This is a genomic window from Paenarthrobacter sp. 10N417 (assembly GCF_056394745.1).
In genome coordinates, this window is record NZ_JBFTIL010000019.1 from 19,577 (window position 1) to 35,238 (window position 15,662).

A 15,662-nucleotide genomic window follows, 5' to 3' on the forward strand; every position below is an offset into this window, starting at 1 on the left:
ACCGCAGCGCCTTACACAGTATCCAGAAGGAGAATCCCATGACCTCTCAACGAGGAGAGTCGGCAGTAGCCACCACCGGTGGACGCAGGGGGCTCGACAAGTCGCATTACCTGTACATCGCGGTCATCCTGGCCGTAGTGCTCGGTGCCGTGGTCGGCCTGCTGTTCCCTGAGGTTGGAAAGTCCCTGAAGCCGCTCGGTGATGGCTTCATCAAGCTCATCAAAATGATGATCGCTCCGGTCATCTTCTGCACCATCGTTCTGGGCATCGGTTCCATCGCCAAAGCCGCAACCGTCGGCAAGGTAGGTGGACTCGCACTTGGCTACTTCGTAGCCATGTCAACCTTCGCACTGGCTATCGGCCTCGTTGTCGGCAACCTCATTCACCCGGGTGAGGGCCTGAAGCTGACTCCATACGATCCCAACAAGAAGGCGGCCACGGACAGCACCGTGGACTTCCTGATGGGCATCATCCCCAGCGACATTCCCGTCCTGCCCACCCTCCTCGCAGCCATCCTGGTGGGCTTCGCGCTCCAGAAGATGGGTAAGCAGGGCACCCCGATCCTTACCGCAATCGGCCACGGACAGCGCCTTGTCTTCCGGATCCTCATCATGATCATGTGGCTGGCTCCCGTCGGCGCGTTCGGTGCGATCGCCGCCGTCGTCGGTGCCACTGGCGCCCAGGCAATCCTCAGCATGTTCACGCTGATGGTGGCCTTCTACATCACCTGCGCAGTGTTCATCGTGGTCATCCTCGGCTCGCTGCTCCGTGCGGTGGCCGGCGTCAACATCTTCAAGCTGATGAAGTACCTGGCCCGGGAATACCTCCTCATCTTCTCCACGTCCTCCTCCGAGGCAGCCCTGCCCCGCCTCATCGCCAAGATGGAACACTTGGGTGTCTCCAAGCCGGTTGTCGGCGTGACAGTACCCACCGGCTACTCCTTCAACCTTGACGGCACTGCCATCTACCTGACTATGGCCTCCTTGTTCGTTGCCAACGCCATGGGTACGCCGCTGGACCTGGGCGCCCAGATCTCGCTCCTGGTGTTCATGATCATCGCTTCCAAGGGCGCTGCAGGCGTCACTGGAGCTGGCCTGGCAACGCTTGCCGCCGGCCTGCAGGCACACAGGCCCGAGCTCCTGGGTGGCGTGGGCATGATCGTTGGCATCGACCGCTTCATGTCTGAGGCCCGTGCACTGACGAACTTCACAGGCAACGCCGTTGCGACCGTTCTGATCGGCACCTGGGTCAAGGAAATCGACAACGCCCAGGTGGAGCGTGTCCTCTCCGGCAGCGAGCCGTTCGACGAGACGACAATGATCGCCCACGGCGCCGAGGCGGAGACGGCACCGGAAGCTGAAACCCGTCACAAGGCAACCATCTAACACCAATACATAGCAACGAGGACCGACACCCATTCGGGGTGTCGGTCCTTTGCCGTTCGCCAAGGAAGACAAGGAGGCCCGGCAGCCAAGCAAAGCAAGCCTTCGACCGGCCAACCTTCGACCTCAACTAGAGGGTCAAGGCTCAAAGATCAACGAAAGTCAAGTTCCCTGAAATGCCGTGTCGGGCGCTGTAGCCTAGGTGGGTAGCAGCGCTGTACCCAGGGGAACAGCGGCAGGGAAGATCGTCGTCGAAAGAGTGGTTAGATACGTGAGCAGCGAACGGGGAACAGCTACGCTGGGAGACACCGAGCTCGATCTGGAAGACGCCATCATGGGGCCTACGGGCCGTCCTTACCGCGACTTCCCGGAACCGGCTCCACTTGCCTCCCACGGCCCGGCAAGGGTCATCGCCATGGTTAACCAGAAGGGCGGAGTGGGCAAAACCACGTCCACCATCAACCTTGCGGCGGCGCTCGCGGAGTATGGCCGGCGGGTGCTTTTGGTGGACTTTGATCCACAAGGTGCTCTTTCTGCAGGGCTCGGCGCCAATCCGCACGAACTCGATCTCACTGTCTACAACGTCCTCATGGACCGCAAAGTGAACATCCGGGATGCTATCCAGCAGACCGGAGTGGAAGGTGTGGACCTTCTGCCTGCAAACATCGACCTCTCCGCTGCTGAAGTGCAGCTGGTCAACGAAGTCGCCCGCGAGCAAGTCCTGGACCGCGCACTCAAGAGCGTTGAAGATGACTACGACGTCGTGCTGATCGACTGCCAGCCGTCCCTCGGCCTGTTGACTGTCAACGCACTGACCGCCGCCCATGGCGTCATCATTCCGTTGATTTGCGAGTTCTTCGCGCTTCGCGCAGTGGCCCTCCTCGTGGAAACCATCGAGAAGGTGCAGGACCGTTTGAATCCACGTCTGCAGGTGGACGGCGTCCTCGCCACCATGTACGACGCCCGCACCCTGCACAGCCGCGAAGTCATCTCGCGCCTCGTGGAGGCCTTCGGTGACAAGGTTTTCGAGACCGTCATCAAGCGTTCCATTAAGTTCGCGGACGCCACAGTGGCCGCGGAACCCATTACGAGCTACGCCGGCAACCACATCGGTGCAGACGCCTATCGCCGCCTCGCAAAAGAACTTATCTCGCGCGGCGGCGCGCCGTAGCGGACACGTGGGACGGTCACTCGCCGAGGCGGCAAGTCCGGAGAAAACGTCCGACGCCGGCACCTCCGACACCCGTAAGGCGGGCTTTGAGGTTCGGCTCGCAAACTTTACCGGGCCGTTCGACCTCCTGCTGGGCCTGATATCCAAGCACAAGCTGGACATCACCGAGGTGGCCTTGGCCACCGTCACCGATGAGTTCATCAAGTACATCCGCCGCCTCCAGGAACTGGGGGAGGACTGGGCGTTGGACGAGGCCAGCGAATTCCTGGTGATCGCTGCCACTCTCCTGGACCTCAAAGCTGCCCGGCTCCTTCCCGCTGGCGAAGTAGAGGACGACGAAGATATTGCTCTCCTGGAAGCCCGGGACTTGCTCTTCGCCCGGCTGCTCCAGTACAAGGCGTTCAAGCAAGTGGCAGGTCTCATCAGTGAAACCCTGGAACAGGAAGAGCGGAGATACCCGCGCCAAGTGGCACTGGAGGCCCATTTCGCCGCGCTGCTGCCCGAACTTGTGTGGCGGCACACCCCTGAACAGTTCGCGGAGCTTGCCGCCAAGGCACTGAAGCCAAAGGACACGGCGCCCGCAGAGGTGGGATTGGACCATCTCCACGCACCCCCTGTGAGCGTCAAGGAGCAAGCCGAGATCATCGGATACCGGCTTCAACTTGGAGCCCCCCTCTCCTTCCGCGTGCTGATAGCCGACGCCGAGACAACCTTGGTGGTGGTGGCCCGCTTCCTGGCCTTGCTGGAGATGTTCAGGGACAGGGTTGTGGCATTCGAACAGCAAGGTCCGTTGGCAGAACTGACAGTGCGATGGACTGGGGACGTGGACGAATGGGACAGCTCGAACCTGAGCGAAGAGTACGAGGAAACGACCGAAGGGAAAGCCAGTGACTGAGCAGGACGTGGGCGCAGCTGGCCTTGCTGAGCTCGAAACCCTGCCTGGCGGGGCGCGGGCAGCGTTGGAAGCTGTGCTCATGGTCATCGATGAGCCAGCCACCTCGGAGGAGTTGGCTGCGGGATTGAACGTAACGGTCGCCGTCGTCGAGGATTTGCTGCAGGACCTGCAGCGGGAGTATAGCGGCTATACTGTTAAAGCCCCGGACGTGGATGCTGTCGGCTTTGCCGTTGCCAGCTCTGCCCCCCGGGGTTTTGAATTGCGGAACGTCGCCGGTGGGTGGCGGATCTATTCACGGTCTGATTTTGCGGACATCGTGGGCAGGTTCGTCCTCGAAGGGCAGACCACCAGGCTCACTCAGGCAGCGCTTGAAACACTGGCGGTCATTGCCTACAGGCAACCGGTCTCCAGGGCCCGGGTATCCGCAATTCGAGGCGTCAACGTCGATTCTGTGGTCCGGACTCTAACCCAGCGTGGTCTGATCGAAGACTCCGGGAACGATCCCGAATCAGGGGCTGTCCTGTACAGGACAACCTCCTACTTCCTGGAACGGATGGGAATCGGCTCGGTGGCGGAACTGCCCCAGCTCTCGCCGCACCTTCCGGGTTTGGAAGGGATCGACGAGTACTACGACGCCAGCCGGATGTAAGCCCGGCACCGCACGATAACTACATACTGATTCACGGCACCGCATGGACGGTGCCACGGCAACAAGGGGCAGACGATGTCTGCCCGGCTGGCTAGTGTTGATTGCAGCACTAAATGCCGGCCATTACTACACAAGGACGGGTCATGACACAGGCGGGACGCCAGGGTTCACCACGTAACAGTTCGGGACGCAACAGTTCTGGACGCAATGAGGCAAGGGGCGGCACAGGCCGCTCCAACGCCGGCGGCTTCTCCGGCCGCGGCGGCAGTGCCGGCGCTGGAAAGCGCAACTTCACTCAGGGCGAGGGCCGCCCGTTCAAGGCTTCAAAGCCACGGGAAGCGGCCCCTTTCGATCCGGATAACCCCACAACGGCTGGCGATTACGATCGCGGCCAGGCCGCCCGGCCTGCCAAGCCCTTCCGCAAGCCCGGCTCCAACAAGCCCGGTTACGGCAAGGCTCCCGGAACACCCGGTGCGTTGAAGCCCAAGGCGAAGCCCGCCAGGCAATACGGCTCCAAGGCTTTCGGCAGCGAACGCTTCGGCCAGAACCTGGGCCCCATCCGCAAGCCTGGCCGCAACCGCGGTCCGCGCCAGGAAGTCCCGCAGTCGGACCTCCACGATGTGGACGGCGTACGCCTGCAAAAGGTCATGGCGCAGGCCGGCGTGGCTTCACGTCGCGTGTGCGAGGAAATGATCCTCGAAGGCCGCGTCGAGGTAGATGGCGTGGTCACTACCGAGCTTGGCATGCGTGTTGACCCCAAAACCGCCGTGATTCACGTTGACGGTATCCGCATCCAGCTGGACGAAACCCTCGTCTACATGGTCTTCAACAAGCCCAAGGGCGTTGTCTCCACCATGGAAGACCCCGAGGGCCGGCCGTGCATCAGCGACTTCCTGAAGAACGCCAAGGGTGAGCGGCTCTTCCACGTCGGGCGTTTGGATGTCGGCACCGAAGGGCTGCTGTTGTTGACCAACGACGGCGAACTCGCCAACCGCCTGACCCACCCTTCCTATGAGGTGCCCAAGACGTACCTGGTGCAGGTTCGCGGCCCCTTCCCGCAGGGCGTCGGCGCGCAGCTGAAGTCCGGCGTCGAGCTTGAAGACGGTCTGGCAACAGTGGATTCCTTCCGCCTTGTTGACTCCACCCCTGGCCACGTGCTCATTGAGGTTGTCCTGCACTCCGGCAAGAACCGCATCGTTCGCCGTATGTTCGATGCTGTTGGTTTCCCGGTAGAGCGTCTTGTCCGTGTCAAGATCGGTCCCATTGGCCTGGGAGACCAGCGCCAAGGAAGCATCCGCAACCTCGGCAGGCAGGAAGTCGGTCACCTTCTGGCATCTGTGGGGCTCTAGGGCATGTCGGCATTCCGCTCGCACGGCCGCGGCCATCTTGATGGCCCGGTCGTGGTTCTTGGTACAGGCTTGCTTGGTGCCAGCATTGGCCTTGGCCTGCGCGGGCGCGGCGTTCCCGTTTTCCTTTTCGACCCCTCGCCGACGAACCAGGCGGTCGCGGTGGACATTGGTGCTGGCCGGCCCTTGGCTGAGCTTGACGAGCAACCTCAGTTGGTTGTTGTCGCTGCACCGCCTGACGTGACGGCCGACGTCGTGGAGAAAGCCCTGGCGGACTACCCGTCCGCCGTCGTCGTTGACATTGCCAGTGTCAAGGCCACGATTCAATCCCAATTGCGGGAGCGCGGCGTGGACCTGGCCAGGTACGTGGGGACCCATCCGATGGCCGGACGGGAAAAGTCCGGGCCGGTTGCAGCCAGGGGCGAGCTTTTCACGTCCATGCCGTGGGTGGTTTGCCCAACGGAGGAAACCGACACCGACGCACTGCAGACGGCACGTTCGCTGGCGGGGGACCTGGGGGCAATCGTCTCCCAGTTCACCGCTGATGAGCACGATGAAGCGGTGGCTTTGGTCTCGCATCTGCCGCAGATCATGTCTTCGCTCTTGGCGAGCCGCTTGCAGGGGACACCCCTGCATGCGCTGTCCTTGGCCGGGAACGGGTTGCGGGACACCACCCGCATCGCTGCCAGCGATCCCACCCTGTGGGTGCAGATCCTGGGTGGCAACGCGGAAAAGGTTGTTTCCATCCTGCACGGTGTTCGTGAGGACCTGAATCGGTTGATAGGGACTTTGGAAGCGCCGAGTGCACCCGGAGCGCGGTTGGATCTCGCCCAGCTCATCAGTGAAGGCAACGCCGGACAGGCCCGGATTCCGGGCAAGCACGGCGGGCCTCCACAAGCGTATTCCTGGCTTACGATCCTCGTGGATGACAAGCCTGGCCAGATCGCGCAGCTCCTGACCGAAATTGGGGAGATCGGCGTGAACGTCGAAGACCTCCGGCTCGATCATTCATCGGGCCAGAACGTGGGCATGGTGGAGCTCTCAGTCCTGCCGAGCAAGCACGACCTCCTTGTTGAAGCCTTAACCGACCGTGGATGGCGGGTACTCCAGTAATGACGCGTGAATTCTTTGGGCCGGAGACAGTCGCCCGCCCCGGCAAGCCGCTCGTGATCGCGATCGACGGCCCCTCGGGGTCGGGCAAGTCCAGCGTCAGCAAGGAAGTTGCCCGGCGCTTGAAGCTGGCGTACCTGGATACCGGTGCGATGTACCGCGCACTCACGTGGTACTGCCTCAAAACAGGGCTCGACCTCCAGGACGGCGCTGCGGTGGAGCAGGCTTCCAAGCTCATGCCCCTGGAAATCAGCACCAGCACCGCTACCGAGTATGTGGCAGTAGACGGCACGGACATTACCGATGAAATCCGTGATCCCTTGATTTCGTCTTCCGTGAGCGCCGTCGCTACTACATTGGGTGCCCGCACGGAGCTGATCCGCCGCCAGCGCCAGCTCATCGACCAGCACCATCACCGGATGGTGGTGGAGGGACGCGACATCACCACAGTGGTTGCCCCCAACGCCGAGGTCCGCATGCTCCTGACCGCAAGCGAAGAAGCCAGGCTCCGGCGTCGTGGTATTCAGTTGGGCGGTACGCAGACCAAGGAACAGCTTGCCGCGCAGGTGACGCAGCGTGATGCCAAGGACTCCACGGTGGTGAACTTCACCCAAGCGGCTGACGGCGTTGTGACGCTCGATTCCTCGGACCTGGACTTTGAGGAAACAGTGGAAACAGCCCTCGCGATCGTTAGCAAGGTCATCTATGGCGACTAATAACCAGCTTCCTGCGCTCCACCTTCCGGCTAGGTGGACACGCATTTGGAGCCGGCCCGTTGGCTGGTTCCTGGATCATGTCATCTACCGGACGGTGGTGTCGGGCAAGAGCAACATACCCGCCGCTGGTCCAGTGATCTTTGCCGCTAACCACATCAGCTTCCTGGACGGTCCAGTGATGTTCGGCGCTTCGCCGCGTCCCATGCACATCCTGGTCAAGAAAGAGATGTTCCGTGGATTCCTGGGCCGCGTCCTCAAGGGATCAGGGCAGATTCCCGTGGACCGAAGCGGTGACCGCAGCGCCCTGCACGTGGGCAAGCAATTGCTCGACGCCGGCCGTTGCGTTGGGATCCTGCCCGAAGGTACCCGGGGGAGCGGCTCTGCTGAGAGCATCAGCAACGGTGTCGCCTGGCTGGCTATCAACTCCGGAGCCACCGTCATACCCGTCGCGATTCTCGGAACCCGTGCGGGTGATGAGCACCGCGACCATATTCCCAAACCCCGCCGCAGGCTGTATGTCAGCTTCGGCGAACCCCTCACGGTGCAGCGCCGGAAGGGCGAACCGGGGCGTGTTTCAATGGACAGGGCGGCTGCGGCAATCCGCGATGCACTGGCCGAACACGTCCAGGATGCAGTCAGGACTACAGGGCAGGGCCTTCCCCAGGAACCTCCGTTCGGACCATCCACACCGCAGCACCGCCAAACAGAAGTAGCCGGGACGCCGGCAGACCACCATTAAGGAACGTGCAATGAGCGATACGACTCAAAAATCCGGCCTCCACGGAGCCGGCGACGACGAATACACGCCCACCGGCACCGACCAGGTGGCTGAAAACCTGGCTGCCTTGGACGACGAAGAGGCCGAACTCCGTGCAGCCACCCTCCGGGCCGGCCTGGACGATTACGACCTCGACGAAGAAGATGCCGCGCTGCTCAGTGGCGAATACGGCGATGAAGGCGACGAAGGTCCCCTCAAGCTGGACCCGGTTTTGGCCATCATCGGCCGCCCGAACGTGGGCAAGTCAACCTTGGTCAACCGCATCCTGGGCCGCCGCGAAGCTGTGGTTGAGGACACCCCGGGTGTTACCCGCGACCGCGTCATGTACTCTGCCCGCTGGAACGGCCGCAACTTCACCTTGGTAGACACCGGCGGATGGGAACACGATGCCAAGGGCATCCACGCCCGTGTTGCCGAGCAGGCCGAGATGGCTGTTGAGCTTGCCGACGCTGTTCTCTTCGTCGTGGACTCCGCCGTTGGCGCGACTGCAACGGATGAAGGCGTCATGAAGATGCTGCGCAAGAGCAAGAAGCCGGTCATCATGGTGGCCAACAAGGTGGATGACTTCGCGCAGGAAGCTGACTCCGCTGCACTGTGGGGCTTGGGCTTCGGCCAGCCGTACCCGGTGTCCGCCCTCCATGGCCGCGGCGTAGCCGACCTCCTGGACCACGTCATGGACACCCTGCCTGAGTTCTCCCTCGTGGAGGGCGTAGAGCGTTCCGGTGGACCCCGCCGTATCGCCCTGATCGGTCGCCCGAACGTCGGTAAGTCCTCCCTGCTGAACAAGCTTGCAGGCTCCGAGCGCGTAGTGGTGGATCCGCTAGCCGGCACTACCCGTGACCCGGTTGACGAATTCATCGAACTTGGCGATCGCACGTGGCGCTTCGTGGACACCGCAGGTATCCGCCGGCGCCAGCACATGGCACAGGGCGCCGACTTCTACGCCTCACTGCGTACGCAGGCCGCGCTCGAAAAGGCGGAGGTCGCCGTCGTGCTCCTCGCCGTGGACGAAGTCCTCAGCGAACAGGACGTCCGCATTCTGCAGTTGGCTATTGAGTCCGGCCGTGCCCTGGTGCTCGCGTTCAACAAATGGGACCTGCTGGACGACGAACGCCGCCGCTACCTCGAGCGTGAAATCGAGCAGGACCTGGCCCACGTTGAGTGGGCTCCGCGTGTCAACATTTCCGCGAAGACCGGCTGGCACAAGGACCGCTTGGTTCCTGCTTTGGATACTGCGCTGGAGAGCTGGGACCGCCGTATCCCCACTGGCCGCCTGAACGCGTTCCTGGGTGAACTGGTTGCTGCCCACCCGCACCCGGTTCGTGGTGGCAAGCAACCGCGTATCCTCTTCGGCACCCAGGCTTCCAGCCGCCCGCCGAAATTCGTCCTGTTCACCACCGGTTTCCTGGATCCCGGATACCGCCGCTTCATCACGCGTCGCTTGCGCGAAACGTTCGGCTTCGAAGGCACGCCCATCGAGGTCAACATGCGCGTTCGTGAGAAGCGCGGCAAGAAGCGCTAAATGAGACGGGCATCACAGTCGACTTTGGCTCTGATGGCATTGGCACCCTCCAACTTCGTGTAAGCTTTTGGAGGTGGTTCGGCCGGACTGCTTAGGTGGGACTCTTCGGAGGAAAACCTAGGCGGAGAACGGTGGAACCAGCGGGCTGTAGCGCAGCTTGGTAGCGCACTTGACTGGGGGTCAAGGGGTCGCAGGTTCAAATCCTGTCAGCCCGACCATAAAGGCCGGAATCACGCGGAAACGCGGGGTTCCGGCCTTTGGTCGTTAAGTCCGAATCTGCGTGGGCAGCGGCAAGCCCGCTCTTGTTCGCTCCTCTCGCCGTTGTGCGGTGAGGAGGGCGAACAAGGGCGGGAATGGCCGACCCCGACGTCGAAGCTCAGGCCTTCTGCAGCGCCCCCAGCGCGCGTACCAGGGGTTCGAGTTCGGGAACCTGCTCAGCGGCTTCCAGGGCCGACGCCAGGGTCTCATCGTGGACAGGCTTTGCTGCCTCAAGCAGCTTTTGGCCGGCGACTGTGAGCTCGGTATAGATCCCGCGCCGATCATCCGCGCAGAGGATCCGCGTCAGCAGCCCCCGGTCCTCCAGGCGGTTGACCAGGCGGGTGGTTGCGCTGCTGGAAAGTGCCGTGGCCCGGGCAAGTTGCTGCATGCGCATGTGCCATCCATCCTGGCGGCTCAGGGCGTCAAGAACCGTGTATTCCACCACCGACAGCTCGGTGGAAGCCTGGAGTGCTTTCTCGAGTTCTGCCTCGATGCTTCCATGCAGGGCAGCGAGGGTGCGCCATCCCTGTGCCCGTACTTCTACGGCGTCATCCTTGATGCCCATGCCCGTTGTGCTCCTGCCTTGGTTTGCGTATCAGTGCAGCCGACCGAAAGTAGTTGCTTGCGCAATTATCTAGCGTGTGCAACTATATATACAGCGTCTGCAACTATTATTCTACGGGTTTCCAGAGGCGCACATCCACTTTGCTTTTGGGAGCCACCCATTTAAGGAGTTCCACATGCCCGCAGGGTTGATAGCCCTCGCCCTTGGCGGATTTGGCATCGGATTAACCGAGTTCGTCATCATGGGCCTTTTGCCGGAGGTGGCGACAGATTTCCAGGTCAGCGAGGCCTCGGYAGGCTGGTTCATTTCCGGCTATGCACTAAGCGTGACGGTCGGCGCCCTTCTGGTTACTGCCGCCGTAACCAGGCTGCCGCGCAAGCCGGTCCTTGTTGGACTGCTTGTTCTGTTCATCGTCGGCAACTTCCTCTCCGCTATCGCCGACTCGTACACGGCAATGCTTGTAGGCCGCATCATTGCGGCGTTGTGCCACGGTGCGTTCTTCGGAATCGGCTCGGTGGTGGCAGCAAGCCTGGTTCCTGCGCACAAAAAGGCCGGTGCCATTGCGATCATGTTCACTGGACTTACTGCCGCCAATGTCCTTGGCGTACCTTTCGGCACCCTCCTCGGCCAGAACCTGGGCTGGCGTTCAACGTTCTGGGCCATCACCGGAATCGGCGTTGTGGCCCTGCTTGGTATCGCGTTGATGGTGCCTAAGGGGAGTACGGAGCCGACCAAAGGCCTCCGTAGCGAACTGGGAGCTTTCAAATCCGGCCAGGTCTGGCTTTCCATCGTCGTGACGATTTTGGGCTTTGGCGGCATGTTCGGCGCTTTCACGTATATCGCTTTCACGCTTACGGAAGTCTCCGGCTTTGAGCCGGGCGCCGTCCCGTGGTTGCTGGTGCTCTTCGGTGGCGGACTGTTCGTCGGCAACTTCCTGGGTGGGAAGGCGGCCGACAAAAACCTGGACGGATCCCTCGTCATAATCCTCGCCGGCTTGGTGCTGGTCCTGGGCTTCTTCGCCCTCACCGCGTCCAGCAGCATCGCTACCTTGATCTCGCTGGCCCTCATGGGCGGCTTCGGTTTTGCTACCGTCCCCGGTCTGCAGATGCGCGTGATGCACTTTGCCTCCTCCGCTCCCGCCCTGGCATCCGGGGCCAACATTGGCGCCTTCAACCTGGGGAATGCGCTGGGCGCCTGGCTCGGAGGGGTCACCATTTCGGCTGGTCTGGGCTACACCTCGCCCATCTGGGCAGGGACCGCGATTACTGTAGCCGCGTTGTTGGTCATGCTTGCTGCCGCCGCAGCAGCCAAGCGCAAGGAAGTTGGAGCAGCAAAGACCAGGACCGACGTCGAACGCGAACCTCAGGGGGCGGCAGTCTCCTGACGCTGGGCTGCAAAACCAAAAAGCCCGCCACGGACAATATCCGTGGCGGGCTTTCGCGTCCTAGGGGTTGGGTGCAGCGTCCCGGGCTTCCTGCTCTGCCCTCTTCGCAGCCTTGGTACGTTCGTTCTCTGCCTGCTTCAACACCCTCATTTGCTTGCCGCGACGGCGCCACAGTGCCCAAAGAACAGTAACCACCGCAAAAATCGCCGCAGCCGCTACCGCCGAGATTGCCGTCCACGTGGTGAAGAATCCGGCATCCACGCTCAAGGTGCGCTGGCCGGCGTGCGCAGATTCGGTCGAACCGAACACAATGCCTGCCGTCAGGAGGTTTGGCGTGGCGATGGCCACAGCCGCCAGCAGGATGACTATCTTCCAAGGCCAGGAGACAGCCTTGTGGGTTGCCTGCCACGCCACCACGAGGGGAACGAAGGTGAAGACGAAGCCGTAGAACATGCCCACCAATACGCTCGCGCCGAGGTCCCGGCGGATCTGCCCCGCGACAACATCGGACCACCAACGGGGCAGAATGGCCCCAAGGATAAAGTAGGCTGCCACAGCGACAAGCAATGCCACCAGGATCAGAATAATTTTGACGCCCCAATTGCGTTTTTTCCGAGCCGGTACTTGTGCTTGTTCAGTCATGGGTCAATCATGGCAGAGACCTCATCAGGCACAGGGGAATTGTGCCTATACTTTCAGCGGTGGCCGGATGCCCGGGCCGCCGTCGAGATCCGTAAATGTCCCGATGAAAGGCGACCCATGAGCAATATTCCAGCCGATCTTTCCTACACCGCAGAGCACGAGTGGGTTTCTGCCCCTGACGCCGATGGCGTGGTGCGGATTGGTATTACCGACTTCGCGCAGGACGCCCTGGGTGACGTTGTTTACGCCCAGATGCCCGAACCCGGGACAAAGATCACCGGGAATGAAGTTGTTGGGGAGGTTGAGTCCACCAAGAGCGTCAGTGATATCTATGCTCCCGTTAGCGGTGAAGTCATTAACCGCAATGACTCTTTGGACCAGGATCCGGCCCTGATCAACTCTGATCCTTACGGCGATGGTTGGCTTTTTGAAGTAAAGCTGGCAGAAGCCGATGCAGTGGATTCCCTGCTCAGTGCATCGGAGTACGAACAACAGGTAGGCTAAAGTTATCTGGCCCGCCCGGCTGCATTCTTTTAGCCAAGGACGCGGGAAGGCGGGCCAGCAACCGATTTGCCCGGCGGTACCGGGAGGCGGAAGTGGCCGGCAAGGTTTGGAATTGCCGGCGGATGAGGAGGAAATTCCATGGTTGGCGGCGAACAGAACCAAGCCAATGTCGGAAGGGGCGCGGAAGAGCAACCCACGTCGGAGACCACCTCGATCAGCATCACGCCAACGTGGGACGAGCCAAGCGTTGCACCCCGGCTTGCACCCGAAGAGCGTGCCTCCGTTGATGCCCTGCCGCCGGACTCTGCCTTGCTCATCGCGCACAGCGGACCAAACGCGGGGGCCCGGTTCCTTCTGGACGCAGATACCACTACGGCCGGCAGGCACCCGGACGCAGACATCTTCCTGGATGACGTCACGGTGTCGCGCAAGCACGTGGAGTTCCACCGCACCCCAATGGGCTTCGAACTCGTGGATATGGGTAGCCTCAATGGAACCTATGTGAACCACGACCGCGTGGATCGGGTGCTGCTGAAGAGTGGCAACGAGGTGCAGATCGGCAAGTTCCGGCTGACCTACTACTTCAGCCCTGGCCGCCCGGCGGGCCAAGTCTGACCCCGGGGTACCTGCCTGTGGCAATGGCCCAGCCGGAACGTCGCGGACCGCAGGTCCTGAACATCGGGGAAGTCCTGGCGCAGTTGAGCGACGACTTCCCAGGAATGACTGCGTCCAAAATCCGCTTTCTTGAGGAAAAGGGCCTCATTAATCCGAAGCGGACCCCTGCCGGGTACCGGCAGTACGCGGACAGTGATGTTGAGCGCCTCCGTTTCGTCCTTGCCCTTCAGCGCGACCAGTACTTGCCGCTCAAGGTCATCAAGGATTACTTGGACGCGATCGATCGCGGGGAGCGTCCCGAAAACCTGCCTCCAGGCGTCACGGTGTCACCCCGGGTAGTTTCGGCGGAAATGGCTGCCGAAATCCAAGGCCGTGCCCGCGCATTGACCGAGGAGCAGCTCCGGGCCGAATCGGGTGCAAGCGTACCCTTGCTGGAGTCGCTCCTGAGCTTCGGACTAATAAGCCATGTTGGCGGCAAGTTCGACGAACACGCCCTCCAGGTTGCGCGTGCCTGCGTCCAGTTGGAGGGTCATGGTTTGGAGCCGCGCCATCTCCGGCCGTTCCAGGCTGCAGCCGAGCGTGAGTTCGGCCTGGTGGAGAGAGCGGTTGCGCCCCTGACGTCCAGGCGCGACGCCGCCTCCCAAGCACGGGCTGCCGAGGCAGCACGTGAAATCAGCGAACTGTGCCTGACGCTGCACAGGGCGCTCGTCCACGACCGTATCTCCCGGATGGACACCTGATGATCGAAGTTGAAATTGTCGGCGTCCGGATCGAACTGCCGTCCAACCAGCCTTTGGTCCTCCTGCGGGAGATCAAGGGTGAACGGCATGTCCCCATCTGGATAGGAACACCCGAAGCCAGCGCCATTGCCCTGGCCCAGCAAGGTGTGGTCCCACCGCGGCCGATGACCCACGATCTCCTGATTGACGTCGTAGAATCCTTGGGGCATTCAATCATCAGCGTTAACATCGTGGCGGTCGAAGACAACATCTTCTACGGGCAACTGCAATTCGACGACGGCACTGTAGTGAGTTCGCGCGCTTCCGATGCGTTGGCCCTTGCATTGCGGGCCAAATGCCGCATTTGGTGCGCGGATGCGGTGATGGAGGAAGCAGGAGTCCGGATCACTGAGCATGACGAAGGCGAAGATTCAGAGCCGGATCCCAGTGTGGACGAAGAACGTGAAATGCGGCGTTTCCGCGAGTTCCTGGACGACGTGGAACCTGAGGATTTCGAAGGCTGAATCACCCTAAGCCTAAAGTTGAGGGTGAAACTTTCGACACGACCGGATTTTGCGCCCGAGGTCTTTGACCTAACGCCCTCCCGGGCCTAACGTCGAAGGTATCAAGTTCCCGTTGCATACACTGCCCGCGCAAGTCACACTGGAAGGTGCCGACTTGTGGGAATTACACGGCTGAATTTCGGCGTTGTGATCAGTGGTAAGCACCGTCCCCAAGGGAACTGAGAACAAGGAGGTCACGTGAGTCCGAAAGGCGAAGCAGGCGAGCTGAAGCAGGCCTCGACCGGCATTGCTGCGCCCGCATCCGGCGCCCAAGGTTTGCTCTTCACAGAGGACCTTCCAGTGCTGGACGAGGACGCGGGCTACCGCGGGCCCACTGCCTGCAAGGCTGCAGGTATCACGTACCGTCAGCTGGACTATTGGGCGCGCACCGGTTTGGTTGAGCCGGCCGTCCGTGGTGCTGCGGGTTCCGGCTCGCAACGTCTCTATGGATTCCGCGACATCCTGGTGCTCAAGGTAGTCAAGCGACTACTTGATACCGGTGTTTCCCTGCAGCAGATCCGCACAGCCGTGGAGCATCTTCGCGAGCGTGGTGTTGAAGACCTTGCGCAGATTACGCTGATGAGCGATGGCGCCAGTGTTTACGAATGTACCTCTGCCGACGAAGTCATTGACCTCGTGCAAGGCGGACAGGGTGTCTTTGGCATCGCGGTGGGACGTGTATGGCGGGAAGTCGAGGGAAGCCTTGCCGCGCTTCCGAGCGAGCACGCCGCCGAGCAGTCCTTTCCGGACGACGAATTGAGCAAGCGGCGCGTTGCCCGCCGTATCGGCTAAATAAGCCCAACTGGATGTCTTGGTAACGGATGAAGCCGCCCCTTGGATAGA

The 15,662-nt window shown here is 61.7% G+C and carries 17 protein-coding genes and 1 tRNA gene; 16 read left to right on the plus strand and 2 right to left on the minus strand.

The features are described from left to right. Positions 1 to 38: 38 nt before the first annotated feature. The 10 genes from AC1DCM_RS20195 (at position 39) to AC1DCM_RS20240 (ending at position 9,787) form a co-directional block, all read left to right on the plus strand. On the plus strand, positions 39 to 1,385 hold the full coding sequence (locus AC1DCM_RS20195) for a cation:dicarboxylate symporter family transporter (RefSeq protein WP_477519482.1): 1,347 nt from the start codon (positions 39 to 41) through the stop codon (positions 1,383 to 1,385). Positions 1,386 to 1,653: 268 nt separating this feature from the next. Beyond that, positions 1,654 to 2,553 (plus strand): ParA family protein, encoded by a 900-nt coding sequence (locus tag AC1DCM_RS20200; RefSeq protein WP_442005615.1) that lies wholly within the window; start codon positions 1,654 to 1,656, stop codon positions 2,551 to 2,553. A gap of 7 nt (positions 2,554 to 2,560) precedes the next feature. After that, positions 2,561 to 3,448, plus strand: coding sequence for a segregation and condensation protein A (locus AC1DCM_RS20205; protein WP_477519483.1), 888 nt, complete (start codon positions 2,561 to 2,563; stop codon positions 3,446 to 3,448). Beyond that, entirely contained in the window at positions 3,441 to 4,097 is a 657-nt protein-coding gene (gene scpB / locus AC1DCM_RS20210; protein ID WP_477519484.1) for an SMC-Scp complex subunit ScpB, read from the plus strand. Before AC1DCM_RS20205 ends, scpB begins: the two co-directional genes overlap by 8 nt. A gap of 143 nt (positions 4,098 to 4,240) precedes the next feature. Further along, positions 4,241 to 5,446: a pseudouridine synthase gene (locus AC1DCM_RS20215; RefSeq protein WP_431119606.1), complete on the plus strand. Its 1,206-nt coding sequence runs from the start codon at positions 4,241 to 4,243 to the stop codon at positions 5,444 to 5,446. A 3-nt stretch (positions 5,447 to 5,449) separates the two neighbouring features. Beyond that, the gene (locus tag AC1DCM_RS20220) at positions 5,450 to 6,556 is read left to right on the plus strand and encodes a prephenate dehydrogenase (RefSeq protein ID WP_431119607.1); all 1,107 of its coding nucleotides are present in this window, start codon (positions 5,450 to 5,452) and stop codon (positions 6,554 to 6,556) included. Next, positions 6,556 to 7,269 (plus strand): (d)CMP kinase, encoded by a 714-nt coding sequence (gene cmk / locus AC1DCM_RS20225; RefSeq protein WP_431119609.1) that lies wholly within the window; start codon positions 6,556 to 6,558, stop codon positions 7,267 to 7,269. Before AC1DCM_RS20220 ends, cmk begins: the two co-directional genes overlap by 1 nt. Next, on the plus strand, positions 7,259 to 8,008 hold the full coding sequence (locus AC1DCM_RS20230) for a lysophospholipid acyltransferase family protein (RefSeq protein WP_477519485.1): 750 nt from the start codon (positions 7,259 to 7,261) through the stop codon (positions 8,006 to 8,008). Before cmk ends, AC1DCM_RS20230 begins: the two co-directional genes overlap by 11 nt. Positions 8,009 to 8,018: 10 nt before the next feature. Continuing rightward, a complete protein-coding gene (gene der, locus AC1DCM_RS20235) occupies positions 8,019 to 9,569 on the plus strand; it encodes a ribosome biogenesis GTPase Der (protein ID WP_431119613.1) in 1,551 nt (516 codons plus the stop codon). A 141-nt stretch (positions 9,570 to 9,710) separates the two neighbouring features. Next, positions 9,711 to 9,787: transfer RNA gene (locus AC1DCM_RS20240), tRNA-Pro, on the plus strand. 158 nt (positions 9,788 to 9,945) lie between these two features. Here the strand turns inward: AC1DCM_RS20240 and AC1DCM_RS20245 are convergent. Then, positions 9,946 to 10,392: a MarR family winged helix-turn-helix transcriptional regulator gene (locus AC1DCM_RS20245; RefSeq protein ID WP_216922909.1), complete on the minus strand. Its 447-nt coding sequence runs from the start codon at positions 10,390 to 10,392 to the stop codon at positions 9,946 to 9,948. A 175-nt stretch (positions 10,393 to 10,567) separates the two neighbouring features. Here AC1DCM_RS20245 and AC1DCM_RS20250 point away from each other — a divergent pair, with 175 nt between their 5' ends. Beyond that, the gene (locus tag AC1DCM_RS20250) at positions 10,568 to 11,776 is read left to right on the plus strand and encodes an MFS transporter (protein ID WP_477519486.1); all 1,209 of its coding nucleotides are present in this window, start codon (positions 10,568 to 10,570) and stop codon (positions 11,774 to 11,776) included. 60 nt (positions 11,777 to 11,836) lie between these two features. Here AC1DCM_RS20250 and AC1DCM_RS20255 read toward each other — a convergent pair whose 3' ends face one another. Beyond that, a complete protein-coding gene (locus AC1DCM_RS20255) occupies positions 11,837 to 12,418 on the minus strand; it encodes a hypothetical protein (RefSeq protein WP_477519487.1) in 582 nt (193 codons plus the stop codon). Positions 12,419 to 12,535: 117 nt separating this feature from the next. Between AC1DCM_RS20255 and gcvH the strand changes: the two genes are divergently transcribed. The 5 genes from gcvH to AC1DCM_RS20280 all read left to right on the plus strand — a co-directional run bounded on the left by gcvH (position 12,536) and on the right by AC1DCM_RS20280 (position 15,611). Continuing rightward, positions 12,536 to 12,922 (plus strand): glycine cleavage system protein GcvH, encoded by a 387-nt coding sequence (gcvH, locus tag AC1DCM_RS20260; protein ID WP_216922914.1) that lies wholly within the window; start codon positions 12,536 to 12,538, stop codon positions 12,920 to 12,922. Between the two features lie 138 nt (positions 12,923 to 13,060). Beyond that, positions 13,061 to 13,537 carry an FHA domain-containing protein gene (locus tag AC1DCM_RS20265; RefSeq protein ID WP_442017596.1) on the plus strand — a complete coding sequence of 159 codons (477 nt, stop codon included), beginning with the start codon at positions 13,061 to 13,063 and terminating at the stop codon, positions 13,535 to 13,537. A 23-nt stretch (positions 13,538 to 13,560) separates the two neighbouring features. Then, on the plus strand, positions 13,561 to 14,277 hold the full coding sequence (ftsR, locus tag AC1DCM_RS20270; protein WP_442017595.1) for a transcriptional regulator FtsR: 717 nt from the start codon (positions 13,561 to 13,563) through the stop codon (positions 14,275 to 14,277). Further along, complete coding sequence (locus AC1DCM_RS20275) at positions 14,277 to 14,780, plus strand: bifunctional nuclease family protein (protein ID WP_216922920.1); 504 nt, start codon at positions 14,277 to 14,279, stop codon at positions 14,778 to 14,780. Before ftsR ends, AC1DCM_RS20275 begins: the two co-directional genes overlap by 1 nt. Before the next feature lie 237 nt (positions 14,781 to 15,017). Beyond that, a complete protein-coding gene (locus AC1DCM_RS20280; RefSeq protein ID WP_275965381.1) occupies positions 15,018 to 15,611 on the plus strand; it encodes a MerR family transcriptional regulator in 594 nt (197 codons plus the stop codon). Positions 15,612 to 15,662: the final 51 nt, after the last annotated feature.

Coding starts and splice junctions, on each gene's coding strand:
- AC1DCM_RS20195 (WP_477519482.1), top strand. CDS start 39: ATGACCTCTCAACGAGGAGAGTCGGCAGTAGCCACCACCGGTGGACGC.
- AC1DCM_RS20215 (WP_431119606.1), top strand. CDS start 4,241: ATGACACAGGCGGGACGCCAGGGTTCACCACGTAACAGTTCGGGACGC.
- AC1DCM_RS20220 (WP_431119607.1), top strand. CDS start 5,450: ATGTCGGCATTCCGCTCGCACGGCCGCGGCCATCTTGATGGCCCGGTC.
- cmk (WP_431119609.1), top strand. CDS start 6,556: ATGACGCGTGAATTCTTTGGGCCGGAGACAGTCGCCCGCCCCGGCAAG.
- AC1DCM_RS20230 (WP_477519485.1), top strand. CDS start 7,259: ATGGCGACTAATAACCAGCTTCCTGCGCTCCACCTTCCGGCTAGGTGG.
- der (WP_431119613.1), top strand. CDS start 8,019: ATGAGCGATACGACTCAAAAATCCGGCCTCCACGGAGCCGGCGACGAC.
- AC1DCM_RS20245 (WP_216922909.1), bottom strand. CDS start 10,392: ATGGGCATCAAGGATGACGCCGTAGAAGTACGGGCACAGGGATGGCGC.
- AC1DCM_RS20255 (WP_477519487.1), bottom strand. CDS start 12,418: ATGACTGAACAAGCACAAGTACCGGCTCGGAAAAAACGCAATTGGGGC.
- gcvH (WP_216922914.1), top strand. CDS start 12,536: ATGAGCAATATTCCAGCCGATCTTTCCTACACCGCAGAGCACGAGTGG.
- AC1DCM_RS20265 (WP_442017596.1), top strand. CDS start 13,061: ATGGTTGGCGGCGAACAGAACCAAGCCAATGTCGGAAGGGGCGCGGAA.
- ftsR (WP_442017595.1), top strand. CDS start 13,561: ATGGCCCAGCCGGAACGTCGCGGACCGCAGGTCCTGAACATCGGGGAA.
- AC1DCM_RS20275 (WP_216922920.1), top strand. CDS start 14,277: ATGATCGAAGTTGAAATTGTCGGCGTCCGGATCGAACTGCCGTCCAAC.